The sequence below is a fragment of the Wukongibacter baidiensis genome, assembly GCF_050888315.1.
Classification (GTDB): domain Bacteria; phylum Bacillota; class Clostridia; order Peptostreptococcales; family Caminicellaceae; genus Wukongibacter; species Wukongibacter baidiensis.
The window spans coordinates 749,569-768,757 of the sequence record NZ_CP138202.1; the positions used below are offsets into that span (position 1 = coordinate 749,569).

Consider the following 19,189-nt stretch of genomic DNA (forward strand, 5'->3'; position numbering starts at 1 on the left):
TTCTTGCTATAAGTTCTTACTTCATTTCAATTTAATGAAATTCAAGCCGGGTAAAATCCCGGCTGTATTATTTCTTAATCAATTTTTAAACTCTGCTTAAGCAGTGCTAAGGCTGCTTCTTTATACTTTTTAGATAATACTCCCAGAGATGCCATGATATAATCGTTATCGATTAAAATCTTAGCTTCCTTTGTTGGAAGTAGTTTATCTCCTTTATTGCTCAGTGCGATTTGCTCTAATATATCTATCCTATTAGGCAATCTTGTTAGTGCACCACCAGTACCAACTATCCATTTAACGTTTGTTAAGTCCTTACCTTCGGCTAAGGTTTTTTTGCCATTGCTGCCATATAAATCTCTGAAACCACCTGCGTGGCGATGCATAGAGATTTTAACGGCCTCAAGTGTAAGTCTTTCAACAAACTTCTTTTCTTCATCGGTAACCGGTATAGGCTTATGATTTTCTATTAACTCCTGAGTTTCTTCTGGAGTCATATTTAAATCCTTAGCCAGTTTTTCTACACCAATCATTTCGACAACGTTTCTCATATTTACATATACACCCAAGTCACCTTCTACCGTTCTCTTAGCAACAGGTTCTGGGCTAATAAGTATTCTACCTATTTCTTCACTGCCTTCTGTTACAGAATGAACATCCGTTGTGGCACCACCTACGTCCAGTGTTACCAAATCCCCCATATGATCTTTTAAAAGCTTAGAAGCCTCCATAACTGCTCCAGGAGTAGGAATGATTGGTCCGTTCACAAGCTCTCTCACCCTAGCCATACCAGGCGCATGTATAATATGGTCTTCAAAAGCATCCTGTATAACCTTCCGTGTAGGTTCTACATTTAACACGTCTATCTTTGGATAAACATTGTCAACTATATATAACAAATGAGATTTACCGTTCTCTTCAAAAATCTCTTTAATATCTTCATGATTCTCTATATTACCAGCATAGATTATAGGAACATCAATATCAAGACCTGCAATAATCTCAGCATTATCAAGGGCCGTATCCCTTTCACCATAGTCCACGCCACCGGCAACGAGGATTATATTAGGATTTGTATTCTTTATTTTCTTTATATCTGACCTTCTGAGTTTACCAGCAGTTACTAGATGTATGTTAGCTCCAGCTCCAAGGGCAGCTTCCCTCGCAGCCTTAACTGTCATATCATAAACTAAACCATGTACTGTCATCTTAAGACCACCGGCAGCACTACTAGTAGCAAGCATCTCATCATAGCTTATTTCTTCAAGTCCTAGATTATTTCTTAAATCTTCTATTGCATTATTTAGTCCTATATTCACATCTCCCTCGACTACTGTCGTTGGAGCCTGACCTTGCCCCAAGAACTTGGGGCAGTCAGTGTCTATACCATTAAAAGCGTTTACTACTGTCGTGGTGCTACCAATTTCGGCTACCAGGACATTAATTTTCATTTTTCTCCATTTCCCTTCTTTTCTTAACTAAGAATGTAGCAACATGTACTCCCTTTGATGTCTTATCAAATCCAGCATCAATACCTTGTTGTACAGCTATTTCTGGAGTAACCTGTGTACCACCACAAGCTATCATAATCTTATCTCTTATACCTTTTTCTACTGCATATTCGTGGATTTTCTTCATGTTCTTATAGTGAATATCGTCGTGACTTATTATTGTAGATGCAAGGATAGCATCAGCTTTTAATTCGATTGCAGCATCTACAAGTTTTTCTACTGGGCAAGAAGTTCCAAGGTACTCAACTTCGATTCCCCACTTTTCTATACCACCATGCTTAATGTCTATAACTTCACGAAGTCCAACTGAATGCTCATCTTCTCCAACAGTTGCAGCAACAACCTTAAGTGGCTTTCTCTCCATTTCTTCCCAAAGCTCTTCATTACTCATTATTTCTGGCTCTGGTGGTATTTCTAAAGTGCTTATGTCAAGGTCAAATTCTACTTTACCCTTTACTTGAACTCTTGATCCTTCAGATGGATGTAGCACTTCAGTATGGATAACCTCTGGATCTTTTAAGTTCATTTTCTTAGCAAATTCTATAGCCGCAAATTCTGCAACTCTTTTGCTTGTTGGTAAGAATATTTCAACTTGTACAGTTCCATCAGCTAACCACTCTACCTCTGGCTTAACAAGGTTTGTATTTCTATACTCTTCGCATTCTGCCATACGAGTATTTACATTATCATTTTCATCTAATTCATCGATGTATATTATTTTTTCTGGCTTTTCTAATGTACAACCATCGATTAAGCTTGATGGATTATCTACTGCTGCTTCACCATACTGAGCAAGATTGTTGTATCCATAGTGAGCTGTTACAGGAGCCATGTAGTCTTCGTCTCTTTCGAATACCATTCCAGCACCTATACCTGCATTGATCTTTCTTCCAATACCATCTCCATTTCTTTCTGGGTACATTCCTGAATCAACGAAGAATCCTTTTTCAACAGCTTCAAAGTATCCACCAACTTCAAGAAGCTCTTCAAGATAAAGAACTGCTCTTTCCTTTAACTCTCTAACTTGCTCAGGCAAGTATCCATCCTTCTTAAGTTCAACCATCTCTAGTAATCCGTCAAGACCTACTAAAGTTTGCTTAGCAGTATCACAAGCTTCGATGTTAAACATATGCCAAGGTACATTTCTACCTTCGTCAGGAGTTATTGTTGATTGAATATCAGCACTTGTAAGCTTTGAAATCATCATGTTCATAACATGAGTTACTGTAGCTTCTCTAGATGAAGAAGTTATATACTTAGTGTTTTGTTGTGCTCTCATTTTGTACTCTGAGAATATATCTCTAAGTGCAACAGCGTATGGTAAATCATACTTTGTACAAGGTACTGGAGCTGCTGAAGGTGGAACTGTAGAAAGACAAATATTTTCTTTCTTCATACCTACCTTGTGAGAGAATATAGAGTTAATACCATGTTGAACTATAAGCTCTGGCATAACCTTCCATGCATCCCTTGCAGTTGCATTAGCATTATGTGCACCATCTATTTGAGCCATGTCTACATGAGCCATTACCTTCTTAGACTCAGCAGCGTCAATGAATGATCTTACCATGTTGATATTTCTATAAAGAACGTTGTATTGTGGATCCTGGTGAGCACCATTAACTCCCTCTTCTGCAAACATAACTGCTATATCAGGACCAGCAACACCTGATACATATGAATGGTAGTTAATTGGTCTTCCTACTTCGTCTTCAATAAAGTCTAAAGCTTTTCTTTGAGCTCTAACTTGCTTTCTTGTTACAGGGATTCCACCTATACCTTGAGGCGAACCTTCTATAAGTCCATCGTAGTGAGATTGTCCTGCAGTTCTGATAACCATTATGTGGTCAGCACCATGCCATGCAGCCATTCTCATTCTTCTAATATCATCTTCAAATCTACCTGATGCGATTTCTGTAGTAATTGTTTCTTGTGGTTGAGGATCTAAGTTCTCAAAGTAACGAACAGCAGCAGGTATACCTATAGAGTTAGTTAAAGGCTCTGAACAATCTGAGTAAGTGTGAGGTCCTACTTGAAGATTATCTACTTTCTTTCTCCAAGTCCAACCTTTTCTCTTTGGTGTATAGTTTTCTAAATCATTTAGTATGTCTTTTATATCCATTTTTTCATTGATATCTACTTTTTTCATTACTTATTCCCTCCTTTAAAGATTGCTACTGCGTCATCCCAGTGCTTTCCGTCTATCATTTCAAGTCCTGCTTGTCTTAGAGGGATATTTTTCTCCTTTGACACTCTGTATACTACATTACCTACACCTTTACCTATTAAACCTCTATCTATTGCTCCCTCAACTAGTGGCTTAGCTTCTAAACTTGAAAAACCCATTCTTAGAAGTACTGAACGCTCAACAGATGGAGTTGTATGAGTTCTAGCAAGCTCAAGTAACGGCTTTACAGATTCCTCTGCAAGCTCCCAAAATCTTTGCTTTAATTCTTCGTCAGAAAGATTCGCTAAGTGCGCTCTTCTTTGGTTAAAATCATCTTCTCTCTTTAAATGTCCTTTCATGATTCTCCTCCTTTTTTCTCTTGTTACCTTTTATTTCAATTCATTAAGAATCTTTTCTACAAATTCTTTATCTGACTTTGTGTCAGCAGCTAAAAACTCTAAATCTTCGGCACTTACCTCAGATACATCGTTTTGCGCTAAACAGTTCTTAATATATGATTTTCTGATCTTCTCTAAATCTAAATCTACAGTCTTAATCATCTCTGGATGAGCCGGGAATATAATATTTTTACCAGGAACTTCATCCTGAGGATTTCCAAATACAATTTCTATTCCGTTTTCCCTAGCAAAGGATAATTGTGGCTGAATATGCTTTCCAGCTCCTGTATACTCTGTCTCTTGTGCAATTATGATTTGATCTTCATCCATTTGCTGAGCAAGACTAAAGGCTGCCGCTAAGGATGTATTTCCCGCTGGACCTCTTTCAAGTCCCTCTAATTGAGCAAGAGCCTCAGTCATATAGAATACTTCACCTTGTGTTACTGTTACATATCTATCCATGTATCTAAGTGGTCTAGCAGCTGATCTAGGAACGTCAGATCTATCAGGCCAAGTTGAAAATGGAATTCCAAATCCTGTGTGACCAGTTGTAAATGACTTTTTGTTAAATTGCTCGTCGCTTGCCATGTGTAACCCCTTAAGATTTACACTAGCACCAACTACCTGAGTACCCTCTGCACCTGCTTTCATTAGTCCTCTTGCAGTTCCAGTTAAGTTTCCTCCACCTGCATTTGTACAAACCACTACATCTGGGTCTCTTCCTATCATTTCTCTCATTTCCATAGAAAGCTCATATCCTAGGGTTTCAACCCCTGCTATTCCAAATGGAGTATATAGAGAAGCATTGAAGTATCCCGTTTCCTCAAGTAATCTTAAGAAAGTATAGAATAACTCTGGACCTACAGTAAGTTGAACAACCTCTGCACCATAGGCTTCACACTTTCTAGCCTTTTCGATTATTTCTGGCTGTCCCTTTCCTTGACTGTCATAGCATTCCTGAACTATGATACATTTAAGCCCATGAATAGCTGCTTGGCTAGCTACTGCCGCGCCATAATTACCACTAGTTGCGGCAATTACACCTTTATATCCATTCTTTTTGGCATGGTAAACTGCATTGGCAGCTCTTCTAGCCTTGAAGCTTCCTGATGGATTAGCAGCTTCATCTTTGATGAATATCCTTGCACCCTTTCCTTTTCCTGCTATTTTTCTAGCAAGATTAGTCAGGTTTTTCATCTCTAGTAATGGAGTGTTTCCAACTCCAGTAGATCCTTGAATTTTTTGCATTTCCTCAAGGGTGTATCCAGTTTCCTTCATCATTTTTTCATAATCAAAGGCAATACCTTCACGCTCAAATCTATCATAGTCAATACCTACGGCTTTTTTCATTATCTCATTTCTGCGAGACATTACTCCACCATAGCTCATATCTTTACTCATTTCCTTCACCTCCAAATAGTATTTCCTTTAATTGAAGGCCTATCTTAAATACCTCCGGTACTGTGTTACCAAAGGAATGGGTATATGAAGGGTTAACCTCAACAAGCTTACCAGTAACCGTTCTACCCGTCATAGTCTTAATAGTAACCATATCGCCTATCTCTGCATCTTTTTCAATAAATCCCTTTACCCATGTTTCAAGTGGTACTTTTTTAGTATCTTCTGGAACCTGTGGAGCTCTTTCTTCAGGTTTCAAAACCACATTGTATATATTAACCCAATCGCCCTTCTTTGCGCTCACTGCTTCCACCTCACATAATTAAACTTTTTTATGCATAGAGCGAAATGCTATGTTTTTTAACACTGCACTCCGCACTACACACTAAATACTATTTTATCAATTATTATCTTTCAATAAAGTCTCTCATGTCACCCATAATTGCTCTAGGTACAGGTAAGTCTAACATTGTCTTAAGTCCTGCAGAAGCATTGATAACTTGAGGAATCATGTTAACACACATAGCTATAGTTCCAAGTCCACCTTCAACTTCAGGCTTAATTGACATATTTACTTCTGGAGTACCTTTGATATTTATATAGTCTCCTGTAAAAGTTCCTTCCATTTCAGGCTCGATTTGTTGTGGGTGAATCATGTCAATCTTAACTTCACCATCAACATAACCTTGTCCAGTCATGTTAACTCCTGCAACATCTCCAGCAGCTGCAAATCCATGAGGTGATTTTCTATCTACGCTTGTAACGATTGGCTTCATTTGTTGCTCAAACTTACCAACTTTCCAACCAATAGCATCAGCGATCATTTGAATAGATTCAGCAAATCCAACGTGACCTGCCATAGTTCCTTCTTCACAACGTCTGTTGAATTCATCAACTTTCATTCCAACGCCTTGTTCTTCCATAACAGTATGTCCAAATGGAGATAAACTATTAACTCTTTTTGCTTCGATATGCTTTACATCTGTCATACATCCAGTTAAGCAAACAACTAGTAAGTCCATTATTAAACCAGGGTTGATACCAGTACCTAAAATAGTAACTCCATTTTCCTTTGCTATTTTATCAAGTTCTGCAGCTAATTCTGGTTCTTGAGCTTGTGGGTAAGCCATTTCTTCAGCTGTAGAGATAACGTTTACCTTTTGCTCTAAACAATACTTAAGTCTAGGAAAAGCTGCCTTAGTGAAAGAGTCAGTTGCTGTTAAGCAAACATCGCAAGATTTTTCAGTTACAACTTCTTCTATATTAGAACTTATTATAACTGGTTTTCTATCTCCTCTTTCAACTCCTAAAACTTCATACATGTCTTTTCCAACTCTAGCTTCATTTCTGTCGCAAACTCCAACGATTTCTACACCTTTCTTATTAAGTAACATTTCTGCCATGCCACTTCCCATTGCTCCAAATCCCCAAATTGCCACTTTTACATTTTCCATTTTATAAAGCACCTCCGAAATTTTCTATGTTTTTCACACTAAATAGTATTAGCAATTCCCGTGCCATAATAATATTTAAATAATAAAAAATAATAATCTTTTTATCAATTAGTTATGCATATTTATAATGTATTTCGTGTCGATTCATGCATATTTATAAGTTTATAGATTCTATTTATGTCAGATTAGCCTGTAGAAAAAAGAAAGAGCAAAATATTTTGCATGGTGTGCAAATTATTTTGCTCTATGTTCCTAATTTAAACTTCCTCATCTTATATTGTAGGTTTTGTCTTGATAATCCCAATTCCTTTGAAGTTCTAGTAATATTAAATTCATTCTTATTTAAATAACGTTCAATTATTTCTCTCTCGATATTCTCTAAATAATCGCCTAAGTTCTCAAATTCTTCAAACTTGCTTACTTCTTGGTGCTCAGTATTTAAAGATTCATTTTGCATCATTAACTCTTCTACATAGGATGGAAGATGCTCTTTCTTAATAACATGTTCCTCTAGTACCATATTCATAGCCGATTCAATGAAATTTTCGAGTTCTCTAACATTACCGGGCCAAGAATAATTTAAAAAGGCTTCTAAAAGTTCCTCTGATATCATCCAAACATCTTTATTTAACTTTTTATTATAGTACCTTATAAAATAGTCTATAAGTGGCGGAATGTCTTCCTTACGCTTTTTTAGAGGCGGTATATTGATACTTATTACATTTATCCTGTAATACAGATCTTTTCTAATGTTGTTTTTCTGAACGGCTTCAATAGGATTCTCGTTTGTAGCAGCAATAATTCTTACATCAATAGGTATGTCCTTTAAGCCTCCAACCCTTCTAATATAGCCCTCTTGAAGAACTCTTAAGAGCTTTGCCTGTAGTGGTAAACTCATGGAGTTAATTTCATCTAAAAATAGTGTTCCTCCACTTGCTTGTTCAAAGAGTCCTGGTCTATCAACTGCACCGGTAAAGCTCCCTTTACTAGTTCCATACAATATACTCTCTAGAAGGTTTTCTGGAAGGGCTGCACAGTTCTGAGCTATGAAAGGCTTGTCCTTTCTTCCGCTTTCATAATGTATGCTTTGAGCAAATAGCTCTTTTCCAGTTCCAGTATCTCCATATATAAGGACACTTGAGGTTGTTCTACATGCTCTTTTAGCAAAGGCTATCGCCTTTATGAAGGCTTTGTCATTTCCGACGATATTATCGAAGGTAAAATGCTTCTTTATTTTCTTTTCACTCTTAACGGGTTCTATCAATCTTTCTTGAAGCTTAATAATTTGCTCCGATAAATTACTTACATTAGTAATATTTTTTGCTATTTCAATAGCCCCTATAATCTTTGATTTTTCAACAATTGGAAGGGTTGTATTAATCGTTGAGATTTTCTTGCCCTTTAAGTTTAAGTAACTTTGCTTAAATTGCTCTATGGTTTTACCGGTCTTTAATACCTTTAGAAGGGTACTAGTCTCGTTAGTAAGGCTTGGAAATACTTCTAAGAGATGCTTTCCAAATACTTGTTTTTCTTCTAAACCTTCAATCTCAACCATAGCAGAATTATATATTATTGTTTTACCACTTTCATCAATTACATGGATACCTTCTTCGATATGGGGCAAAATATTTTGCACTATGTGATTTAATATTGTTGCATTTTCCAAACCGTTCCCCCCTTGCTATCAAAGGCTCTCTACCATATTTTTAGCTTGCAATTTCGTTTATATTACTCAAGCCCGCTATTTTACTACCCGAATCACCAAATGCATCTCTATATGATTCACTGTTCAAAATCTTACAGTTAAAACTATTGTCTAAAGTTTAATGGGTAAATTATTTTCTAGAGTGCAAAAAGTAAATATTATATTTATACATAATTAAAAAACTTGAAATTTTTCTACATATTATGAAAAATGAATCAAAATTACTCGACAATTTCAGTTATCTCAGATAAATATTTTTTACTTTCCTTAAATTTATCATCTTTTTTTCTAATAATGATGTAAGTTAAGGCCAATAATATAGCTCCAATAAATAGAGAATATAATTCGATCCCTTTAGTTACACCTAAAAGAGTTAAAATAGAATTACCACCAGCAATTCCGATAATCAGCATAATTAGTGGTATCCCATAGGCTATAAAGGCAGCTGTCAATACATTTGGAGTTCCCATATCAACCATTACCTTATCCCCTATCCCAGCACTAGCTGAGTTTAACGCTTCAATCTTCATATTCATATTTTCTTCACCTATATGACAGGCTCCACAATCACCACAAGCAGAATGCTTCATTAACAGAACCGTAGCATTACCTTTATCAGTTGCTATAACTCTTCCTTCTCTTCTCATAGTTTTCTCCTTTTATCCATTAATTACTTTATAAACTTTAACATTGTATTAATTAATTCGTCTATTACTTCATCTTCAGGGTTATTTTGTAGAGAATTTTTAATACATCCTTTTAAATGATTCTCTAAAACTATTCCTCCAACTTTATTCATGGCTGAACGAACAGCTGCAATTTGCACTAGTATATCGTTGCAGTACCTATCATCTTCAATCATTTTTTGTATACCCTTTACTTGACCCTCGATTCTCTTCAATCTTTTAAGAAGGGCATCCTTTTCTGTAGAATATGAATTCATTACATCACCTCATTATTATTCTTTTGTCATCTTGTTATGTCTATTTTAATCAGTAGATTATGACAAATTCCCCATATCTATAGATTAACATATATCCTATAAATATGGGGAATTATTTTTCCTATTCTTCTATATCTTCAACTAATTGAATCTTAAGCTCTTCTAATTGTGTTTCATCTGCAACGGAAGGAGCCTCAGTAAGAAGACATCTTGCATCTTGAGTTTTAGGGAATGCTATTACGTCTCTGATATTATCGGTACCAGTTAATGTCATAGTTAATCTATCAAGACCATAGGCAATTCCACCATGTGGAGGAGTCCCATATTTAAATGCATCTATTAAGAATCCAAATTTTTCATTAGCTTCCTCTTCACTAAATCCAAGGGCTTTGAACATTCTTTCTTGCAGCTTAGAATCATGAATTCTGATACTACCTCCACCAATTTCCGAACCATTTATTACTAAGTCATAGGCTTTAGCTCTAGCTTCTTCAGGCTTAGACTCTATAATATCTAAATCTTCTTCAAGCGGTGAAGTAAATGGATGATGCTTAGCATAAAGTCTGCCATCCTCTTCATCATACTCAAATAGTGGGAAGTCAGTAACCCATAGGATTTTATATTCATTTTCATCGATTACTTCAAGCTTTTTGGCAATCTCAATTCTCAGTGCTCCAAGTGTCGCATATACAACCGATGGCTTATCTGCAACAAATAGAATTAAGTCTCCCGCTTTTGCCTCCATCTTATCAGTTATTGCCTTAATATCTTCTTCACTCAAGAATTTAGCTATTGGAGAATCTACACCTTCATCTGCCAGCTTCATCCATGCAAGTCCTTTAGCTCCATAGGTCTTAGCAAATTTCTCAAGGTTCTTCATACCTTTTTTACTAAATTTGTCTGCTCCCCCATTGATATTGATAGCCTTTACATCGTTACCATCCTTAACAGTCCCAGCAAAAACTCCAAACCCACAATCCTTTACAATTTCATTCAGATTCTTAAGTTCATATCCGAAACGTAGATCTGGTTTATCGCTACCGTATCTTTCCATAGCTTCCTTGTATGGCATTCTCATAAAAGGTGTATTAAGTTCTATTCCATTAACCTCTTTAAATACCTTTGAAACAAGTTTCTCATTTATCTTAAGTACATCCTCTACATCCACAAAGGACATCTCTATGTCTACCTGCGTAAATTCAGGTTGTCTATCTGCCCTTAGGTCCTCATCTCTAAAACACTTTACTATTTGATAGTACTTGTCAAATCCTGACACCATCAATAACTGCTTAAATATTTGAGGTGACTGAGGTAGTGCATAGAACTTTCCAGCGTTAACTCTACTTGGAACAAGATAATCTCTTGCACCCTCTGGAGTAGGCTTAGTCAATACTGGGGTTTCTATATCTAAAAATCCATTCTCATCTAAGAAGTCTCTAATAGTAGAACCAATCTTACTTCTAGTTCTTAATAATTTTTGCATCTTAGGCTTTCTAAGGTCTAAATATCTATATTTTAATCTTAATCTTTCCCCAGCATCATCTTCGTCCTTTATATGGATAGGTGGTATTTCCGATTCCGATAGGATCTTTAATTCCTCAACGAAAACTTCTATTTCTCCAGTTGGTAGATTTGGATTTATTGATTGCCTCTTTGTTATCTTTCCCCTTATAGCAATTACAAACTCGCCTCTAATCTTTTCAGCTTTGTTAAAGGCTTCTTCTGATACGTCCTTATCGAATACGATTTGCATAAGGCCATCTCTATCTCTTAGATCAACAAATATTAGTCCACCTAAATCTCTTCTTCTTTGAACCCATCCCATTAATACAACTTCTGTACCAATGTCTTCAGTTCTTAGTAGTCCACACATGTGGGTTCTTTTCAATCCACTTAACATTTCAGCCATTTATAAAACCTCCACTCTTTTTACTATTTCATCAACTATTGAATCTAAGGCTATTTCATCTTGATTTCCTGTCTCCATATTCTTTAATGAAACAACATTATTATCAAGCTCATTATCTCCAATTACAATAGTATATAAGCTCTTTAGCTTATTTGAGAATTTAAACTGAGCCTTTGTACTTCTTCCCATGTGGTCTATATCTACAGCAACCATATTCATTCTCAGTTTTTGAGATATTTCAACGGCTTTCTCATAAGCTCTATCTCCCATAGTTACGATAAACACATCCATTCCCTTTGGCTCAGGAATTTTAATATTATTATTCTCTAGAGTTAGAAGTAGTCTCTCAATCCCCAGTCCAAATCCAACACCTGGAGTTTCTGGTCCACCAACTTCTTCTACTAAACCGTCATATCTTCCTCCACCACATACGGTAGCTTGAGATCCTATTTCTCTAGATATGATTTCAAAGGCTGTTTTATTATAATAATCTAATCCCCTTACAATTTTGGGGTCTATCTCATACTTTAATTCCATAAGCCCTAAATATTTTTGTAACTTATCAAAGTGGTCTCTACAGTCATTGCATATGTAATCAAGTATAAGAGGTACATCCTTAAGTTCTTCCTGACATTCTTCTTTTTTACAGTCAATAATTCTCATTGGATTTCTCTCATATCTGTCTGCACAAGTCTTGCATAGTTTATCTAGCTTTTGCTTTAAAAACTCCCTTAGTGCCTCATTATATTTTTGTCTGCAAGCTGGACATCCTATACTGTTTATTTTAAGTTCAAGGTTTTCTAATCCTAACTTTTTAAAGAATGTCATCGCAATGCTTATTACTTCAGCATCTACAGAAGGATTTTTAGCACCAAAAACCTCTACTCCAAACTGATGAAATGCTCTTAATCTGCCTGCCTGAGGTCTTTCATATCTAAAGCAAGGTGTGTTATAAAAAAGCTTACTAGGCTGTGCATCTGCATAGATCTTATTCTCTACAAAGGCTCTTACAACTGGAGCTGTCCCTTCTGGCTTTAATGTAATATCTCTGCCACCATTGTCAGTAAAGGTGTACATCTCTTTTTGAACTATGTCAGTGGTTTCTCCAACGCTTCTTTTAAATAACTCTGTATGTTCAAATACCGGAGTCCTTATTTCCTTGTAACCAAATTTTTCACATATCTCACTAAACATCTTTTCTACATAGGCCCATTTATAGACATTAGATGGTAATACATCCTTTGTCCCTCTTGGAGCTTTAGTTAACATATTATAACCTCCTTTTTTTGTTCCAATAAAAAAACTCCCTTCCTATGCTTAATAATCATAGGGACGAGAGTTTGTAATTCCCGCGGTGCCACCCTAGTTGGATAATCCCACTTTTCACAGTTAACGCCTGTATACGTACTATCTTTATATTTTAAATAGTATGCTCAGAGGTGTCTTCTCCATAACTTTGATATCAGGCTCCCACCTTCCCCGACTCGCTAAAACCATCATTATAGGTACTCTTCCTCTTCTTAGCTGTTAAATTATTATAAAGTTTTCATTTATTATAAATCACTCTTACTATTATGTCAAGGATATTTGCTTTCTTTTTCGTTCAACCATTTCATCTACTCTTTTTATATACTCGTCAACATTTTTCACATTAGGAACTCTTTCAAACCTATTTTCCTTAGGTGCAGTAATCTTAGATATAGCTCCTGCTCCAAGGGCAATAATCGATTGCTTTTCCTCCATTATCTGCATATTATAAATACATTCATGGCCTTTTTTAGAGTATCCTACATTTTCTAAATTACCCACCATATATTTCTGCCTATACATATAGTATGGATACATACCAATTTCATGAGCATAGTTCTTAGTTAAATCTAGCATTTCCTTGGCTAAAGTTTCCTTGGCCATTTCAAAGTCATCTATTGATTCATTTAATTTAGAACTCTTCTTAATGGCTAAGGTATGTACTGTAAGGTTTTCCGGGCTAAGTCTTTTGATTACCTCAAGGGTATTTCTAACTTCCCTTACACCTTCATCCGGTAGGCCAATGATCATATCCATATTGATTGATTTAAAGCCTACTTCCTTTGCCTCATAAAAAGCTCTTTCAATTTCCTCTGGGCTATGCTTTCTTCCAATAAGCTTTAAAGTTTTGGCGTTCATGGTTTGAGGATTAATACTAATCCTTTCCACACCATTTAGTTTTAGTGTCTTTAGCTTATCCTTATCTATTGTATCAGGTCTTCCAGCTTCAACTGTAAATTCCTTTAAGTTTGTTACATCAAAGCTTTTAAGGGTCAAATTAATAAGCATATCAAACTGATCTGCCGACAAGGTAGTCGGTGTTCCTCCACCTATATAGATAGTTTCTACCCTTTTTCCATGATCAGACAATAATCTACTTGTATCTGCTATTTCCTTTTTTAAGGCTTCTAGATAATCATCAACCTTACTACTTCCATCCTTAATAGGATTTGATGGAAATGAGCAGTACACACATCTTGTTGGACAAAATGGGATACTTATGTATAAGCTGACTAATTCTTCATTAATTGGATAGATATATTCCCTTTCACAAAGAGCTACATCAGTTACAAGCTTTATTTTTTCATCTTTTATTTTATATTCATTATTAAGAACTTCTTTTATTTCATTCAAACTTTTTTTCTCGTCTAAGAGTTCATGTACTATCTTTGTTGGTCTAATTCCAGTCAAAATTCCCCAAGGTATATCTACTTCACAGGTTTTAATTAAAGATTCAAATATGTTTACTTTGATCTTTCTCTTTAGCTCTTTTCTTTCTTCGATGTCACTTATATCCCTTGGTACTTCATAGGTTGTTTCATTTGCATCCGTTATATCCTTACTATTTAAAAGCTTAGTTATTATAGTATATTTGTCATTTTCCTTTGTAACTTCGTTCATCAAAACTAACCCTTGCTTATCTGCGTTTAGCTTAACTTCATCCACAAAGTTTATATCTTTAAATAGACCAAAAATTTTAATTAATTCTCCAACTTCATATCTAAAGTCATGTCCCTTTAATACTACATTTATCATATTTCCACCCTTAGTAATATTTATCGATTTCACTCTTAAGGTTATTTATTTGTTCCTTTGAAACAGATAAGGCCTTAGCGATTTCTTCAGTTTTGTATCCAGAGTCAACCATTCTCATTAACTCTTCACAATCGATATCCATAAAGTTATTTTTATTATTGTTGTTAAAGTAATTATTAACCTTTTTAGCCATTTGAACTCCTCCTAAAACATAATTTAAAAGTATTTTCTCCATATGGCTTAAAGGGTATTCATTATCCCGAATTATTCATAAAAAGTTTGAAAATGTACAAGTAATTTCAAATTTTTCGTGAATAATTCGAAGTTAATTTTGCCAAAAACTATTGGGGTGTCTCTCAATGATGAATTTCTCTATTATTCGAAATCCATTCACCCTGAAACACCCCCAAATCGAACTATCGTAAAAAAGGATTTTTAGCCCTTTCTATACCTATTGTTGATGCTGGTCCATGACCTGGTAGTACCTTTACCTCATCGTCATAAATCAACAGCTTATTTTTGATAGAGCTAATAATCTCTTCAAAGGATCCACCTTCAAAGTCGGTTCTTCCGATGGAGTTAGCAAATAAGGTATCTCCTGTGAAAATCATATCTTCAGCTTTAATAGATATACCTCCAGGTGTATGTCCAGGCGTATGAATAACCTTTAGCTCCAACTCACCAAGATTAATAGTTTCACCATCTTCTAAAAGATTATCGGCTAAAAAAGCTACATCCGGTCCACTCATAAGGCTCGATAGGTTTTTAGAAGCACTCTTTACTAAGTATTCATCATCTTTATGAATTAGGATTTTAGCCTCAGAGTTTTTCTTTATCTCTTCAACTCCTCCAATATGATCACCATGTCCATGGGTTAAGATAATATATTCAAGGTTAAATCCTTTTTCCTTTATCTTCTGTAAAATCGTATTAGCATCTCCACCGGGATCAATAACAGCTGCTTTATTAGTTTTCTCGCAGGCAATCAAATAACAATTAGCTGCGTAGATTCCCGCCGGTATCCTTTCCAAATACATTGTATCAACTCCTTAAAATGTTTTGTTGCTATCAACTAGTATCGTAACAGGTCCATCATTTGATAGATTAACTACCATATGTTCTCTAAAAACTCCTGTTCCAACCTTTAGTCCTTTTTTTCTAGCTTCTGAAACAAACTCTTCATAGAGCTCATTCGCAATCTCAGGCTTAGCCGCCTTCATGAAGTTTGGTCTTCTTCCCTTTCGACAGTCTCCTAATAAAGTAAATTGAGAAACAACAAGGATTTCACCCTCTATATCTAAAACTGAAAGATTCAGCTTATCATTTTCGTCTTCAAAAATACGCAAGTTCGTAATTTTTTCTACCATATATTTGACGTCATCCATACTGTCCCCATCTTCTACTCCTAAGAGTATCATAAGCCCTTGTCCAATGCTCCCAGTTGTCTTCTCTTCTACAGTTACCTTTGCATCGCTGACTCTTTGTACAACTGCTCTCATACTGCTTTTCTCCCCTTCACTACTATGATATAACTCTTTTAACCTCTATTACGTCCTTCATAGATCTAAATTTATTCATTAGCTTTGAAAGCTGCTGAGTATCTGATATTTCTATGGTTAAGTTTATAATCACTAGCTTTTCTTTAGTTGTCCTTGCATTAATTGCTGAAATCTGTAATTTTGATTCAGAAATCATAGTAGTCATTTCAGCTAGTATACCTTTTCTATCTCTAGAAACAATCTGTATTTCAGCTGAATAGGAAATCTTTTTACCTGCATCCCATTCTACATCAATCAGTCTATCATAGCTGTTTTGATCATTTTGTATATTCGGGCAATCCTCACGATGTACCGTAACACCTCTACCTCTGGTGATATAACCGACTATCTCATCACCAGGAACTGGACTACAGCATTTAGCAAATCTTACAAGAATATTGTCTATTCCTTTAACCGTGACTCCCTGATGAGTCTTTTTGTTACTCTTTCTTTTAGAAACAGCTGCTTGAATATTATCGGGGTCTTCAACTGGTTTATTCTCTTTATGTTCTTCTTTATAAAACTCCTTTAGCTTAGGAATAACTTGGTTTAGGGCTATTCCCCCGTAACCAATGGCAGCATACAAGTCTTCTATGTTATTAAAACGAAGTTTTTTCATTACTGCGGTTAGCCATTCTGTCTTCAAAAGTTCTTTATATGAATACCCTTGTCTTTTTGCTTCCTTTTCAAGCATTTCCTTACCTCTTTGGGTATTCTCTTCTCTTCTTTCTTTTTTAAACCATTGTCTTATTTTATTCTTTGCTTGGGAACTTTTAACAAATTTAAGCCAATCCCTACTAGGTCCGTTACTATTGTTAGATGTTAATATATCAATAATATTTCCAGTTTTAAGTTTATGATCTAAAGGAACAATACGGCCATCTACCTTTGCCCCTATACACTTATTTCCTACTGCAGAGTGGATTTTATATGCAAAGTCAACAGGCGTTGAGCCAGCAGGAAGATCAATTACGTCTCCCTTCGGTGTGAAAACAAAAACCTCATTAGTATATAGATCAATCTTCAATGATTCCATGAATTCTTTAGGGTCCTTTAGTTCTCTTTGCCATTCTAAAAGCTGTCTAAGCCATGCTAACTTCTTATCCATCTCTTCTTCATCATCTTTACCCTCTTTGTACTTCCAATGGGCTGCAATACCATATTCAGCAACTCTGTGCATTTCCCAAGTTCTTATCTGAATCTCAAAGGGTTCTCCCATAGGACCTATAACAGTCGTATGCAGGGATTGATACATATTAGACTTAGGCATAGCAATATAATCTTTAAATCTTCCTGGTATTGGCTTCCACTTTGTATGAACTATCCCTAGTATGGCATAGCAATCCTTAAGGTTATCTACCAGTACTCTTATTGCCGTTAGGTCAAAGATTTCTTCAAAGGTTTTATGTTGATATACCATCTTTTTATATATGCTATAAAAATGCTTTGGTCTCCCGTATATCTCGTATTCAAACTCGTGATCTTTTAGATCTTTCTCTAATTGACTGGTAACAAGATTTATATAGTCTTCTCTTTCTTTTCTCTTCTTGGCTACTTTTTCAACTAGATCATAATATCCTTCAGGATCTATATATCTCAGACATAGATCTTCAAACTCCCACTTTATTTTAGATATACCTAACCTGTTAGCGATGGGCACATAAATTTCTAGGGTTTCCATAGCCTTTTCTTTCTTTTTGGCTTCCGTCATGTATTCAAGAGTTCTCATATTATGAAGTCGATCAACAAGCTTGATAAGTATTACCCTTATATCCTTAGCCATGGCTAAAAACATTTTTCTAAGGTTTTCTGCTTGCCTTTCTTCCTTTGTCTCGTATGTGAACTTCTTTAGTTTAGTAACCCCATCTACTAATATGGCTACCTCTTCTCCAAATTCCCTCGTTATATCATCAAAAGAATATTTTGTATCCTCAATAACATCGTGCAATAGCCCAGCGATAATTGTACTTTCATCGAGTTCCAATTCCGCTAGTATAAGAGCAACGTTCACTGGATGGACAAAAAACTTCTCTCCAGACTTCCTGTATTGACCTTCATGGGCACTATCACCGAAGTTAAAAGCCTTTATTATTCTCGATAAATCATAATGAGGGTTGTACTGTTTTATTTTTTCTATGAAATTTTCTAACATTAGATCATCACCCTCTACAGCCTCAAAATAAATAAGAACAAAGTCTATTATAAAGATTGTTAAGATTGACTTTGTTTACACTCATAATGGAAATTATATTTTTAAAAAATCTGTCACATTTTTGAATGTTTTTCAAATATCGTTTCCAGTATTAGCAAACTTTTATATTTTATTTGTTCGGTTATTTATAATATGTCAAATAGACGAAAATATATTTGTAAATCTTTAAATTGGAATGTTTTATAGTTGTATAATGTATACTTTAAACAGTAATAAATTCAGTAAGTATATTATATAATAAAAAAGTCATTTTTCATAGTTTTTAAAAATGACTTTTTGTATTAATCGACTAAATTCGATTTATTAGTATATAGATGCTTATTAAGTACTATATATTAAAATAGCAAATTCTAATCCATTGCCTAGTATTTAATTATAGATCTTACATCATAATCCTTTAATACATCTTTTCCATTTAGAAAAGCTAATTCTATTAAGAATACCATGCCTACTACTTCTCCACCTAATTGCTCAACTAGCTTTATTGTAGATAAAGTTGTTCCACCAGTAGCTAATAGGTCATCAGCGATTAAAACCTTATCTCCAGGTTTAATAGCATCTTTGTGCATTTCTAACACATCAGTTCCGTATTCTAATTCGTATTCATACTTAACTGTTTCAGCAGGTAGCTTACCAGGTTTTCTTACTGGAACAAAGCCTTTTTTTGTTGCATAAGACATTGGCGCTCCTATTAAGAAGCCTCTAGCTTCCGGTCCAATAATAACATCAAAGTCTATATCCTTTACTTCTTCTATACATAAATCAATGGCAGCCTTATATGCCTCACCGTCTTGAAGTAAAGTAGTAATATCTTTGAAGCTTATACCTTCCTTTGGAAAATCTTCTATAACTCTAATTTTGTCAACTAAATTCACTTTAAAACCTCCCTAAGAT

Annotated in this window: 17 protein-coding genes and 1 other annotated feature; all 17 genes read right to left on the bottom strand. The window is 35.2% G+C overall.

Going from position 1 to position 19,189, the window contains the following annotated elements; genetic code table 11:
- Positions 1 to 74: 74 nt before the first annotated feature.
- Positions 75 to 1,448, bottom strand: a complete 1,374-nt coding sequence (locus R9X47_RS03745) for a GlmL-related ornithine degradation protein (protein ID WP_432665374.1) — start codon at positions 1,446 to 1,448, stop codon at positions 75 to 77.
- Positions 1,438 to 3,657 carry a D-ornithine 4,5-aminomutase subunit OraE gene (gene oraE, locus R9X47_RS03750; RefSeq protein WP_432665375.1) on the bottom strand — a complete coding sequence of 740 codons (2,220 nt, stop codon included), beginning with the start codon at positions 3,655 to 3,657 and terminating at the stop codon, positions 1,438 to 1,440. The genes R9X47_RS03745 and oraE overlap by 11 nt, the downstream gene beginning before the upstream one ends.
- Positions 3,657 to 4,034, bottom strand: a complete 378-nt coding sequence (locus R9X47_RS03755; RefSeq protein WP_432665376.1) for an ornithine aminomutase subunit alpha — start codon at positions 4,032 to 4,034, stop codon at positions 3,657 to 3,659. Before R9X47_RS03755 ends, oraE begins: the two co-directional genes overlap by 1 nt.
- Before the next feature lie 30 nt (positions 4,035 to 4,064).
- Positions 4,065 to 5,474 (bottom strand): 2-amino-4-oxopentanoate thiolase subunit OrtB, encoded by a 1,410-nt coding sequence (gene ortB / locus R9X47_RS03760; RefSeq protein ID WP_432665377.1) that lies wholly within the window; start codon positions 5,472 to 5,474, stop codon positions 4,065 to 4,067.
- On the bottom strand, positions 5,467 to 5,775 hold the full coding sequence (ortA, locus tag R9X47_RS03765) for a 2-amino-4-oxopentanoate thiolase subunit OrtA (protein ID WP_432665378.1): 309 nt from the start codon (positions 5,773 to 5,775) through the stop codon (positions 5,467 to 5,469). The genes ortB and ortA overlap by 8 nt, the downstream gene beginning before the upstream one ends.
- A gap of 103 nt (positions 5,776 to 5,878) precedes the next feature.
- Entirely contained in the window at positions 5,879 to 6,925 is a 1,047-nt protein-coding gene (gene ord / locus R9X47_RS03770; protein WP_432665379.1) for a 2,4-diaminopentanoate dehydrogenase, read from the bottom strand.
- 244 nt (positions 6,926 to 7,169) lie between these two features.
- Complete coding sequence (locus R9X47_RS03775; RefSeq protein ID WP_432665380.1) at positions 7,170 to 8,591, bottom strand: sigma-54 interaction domain-containing protein; 1,422 nt, start codon at positions 8,589 to 8,591, stop codon at positions 7,170 to 7,172.
- 260 nt (positions 8,592 to 8,851) lie between these two features.
- Complete coding sequence (locus R9X47_RS03780; protein WP_432665381.1) at positions 8,852 to 9,277, bottom strand: SoxR reducing system RseC family protein; 426 nt, start codon at positions 9,275 to 9,277, stop codon at positions 8,852 to 8,854.
- A gap of 23 nt (positions 9,278 to 9,300) precedes the next feature.
- Positions 9,301 to 9,573, bottom strand: coding sequence for a metal-sensitive transcriptional regulator (locus R9X47_RS03785; RefSeq protein WP_432665382.1), 273 nt, complete (start codon positions 9,571 to 9,573; stop codon positions 9,301 to 9,303).
- 121 nt (positions 9,574 to 9,694) lie between these two features.
- Positions 9,695 to 11,482: an aspartate--tRNA ligase gene (gene aspS, locus R9X47_RS03790; RefSeq protein WP_432665383.1), complete on the bottom strand. Its 1,788-nt coding sequence runs from the start codon at positions 11,480 to 11,482 to the stop codon at positions 9,695 to 9,697.
- A complete protein-coding gene (gene hisS / locus R9X47_RS03795) occupies positions 11,483 to 12,751 on the bottom strand; it encodes a histidine--tRNA ligase (protein ID WP_432665384.1) in 1,269 nt (422 codons plus the stop codon).
- Positions 12,752 to 12,807: 56 nt separating this feature from the next.
- Positions 12,808 to 13,013 (bottom strand) — a binding site (T-box leader).
- A 41-nt stretch (positions 13,014 to 13,054) separates the two neighbouring features.
- A complete protein-coding gene (hemZ, locus tag R9X47_RS03800; protein ID WP_432665385.1) occupies positions 13,055 to 14,545 on the bottom strand; it encodes a coproporphyrinogen dehydrogenase HemZ in 1,491 nt (496 codons plus the stop codon).
- A 10-nt stretch (positions 14,546 to 14,555) separates the two neighbouring features.
- Positions 14,556 to 14,738, bottom strand: coding sequence for a hypothetical protein (locus tag R9X47_RS03805; protein ID WP_432665386.1), 183 nt, complete (start codon positions 14,736 to 14,738; stop codon positions 14,556 to 14,558).
- Positions 14,739 to 14,961: 223 nt separating this feature from the next.
- Positions 14,962 to 15,582 (bottom strand): MBL fold metallo-hydrolase, encoded by a 621-nt coding sequence (locus R9X47_RS03810; protein WP_432665388.1) that lies wholly within the window; start codon positions 15,580 to 15,582, stop codon positions 14,962 to 14,964.
- A 12-nt stretch (positions 15,583 to 15,594) separates the two neighbouring features.
- Positions 15,595 to 16,044: a D-aminoacyl-tRNA deacylase gene (gene dtd, locus R9X47_RS03815; protein WP_432665389.1), complete on the bottom strand. Its 450-nt coding sequence runs from the start codon at positions 16,042 to 16,044 to the stop codon at positions 15,595 to 15,597.
- A 22-nt stretch (positions 16,045 to 16,066) separates the two neighbouring features.
- Complete coding sequence (locus R9X47_RS03820; RefSeq protein WP_432665390.1) at positions 16,067 to 18,235, bottom strand: RelA/SpoT family protein; 2,169 nt, start codon at positions 18,233 to 18,235, stop codon at positions 16,067 to 16,069.
- Positions 18,236 to 18,657: 422 nt separating this feature from the next.
- Positions 18,658 to 19,170, bottom strand: coding sequence for an adenine phosphoribosyltransferase (locus R9X47_RS03825; RefSeq protein ID WP_432665391.1), 513 nt, complete (start codon positions 19,168 to 19,170; stop codon positions 18,658 to 18,660).
- Between the last annotated feature and the right edge of the window lie 19 nt (positions 19,171 to 19,189).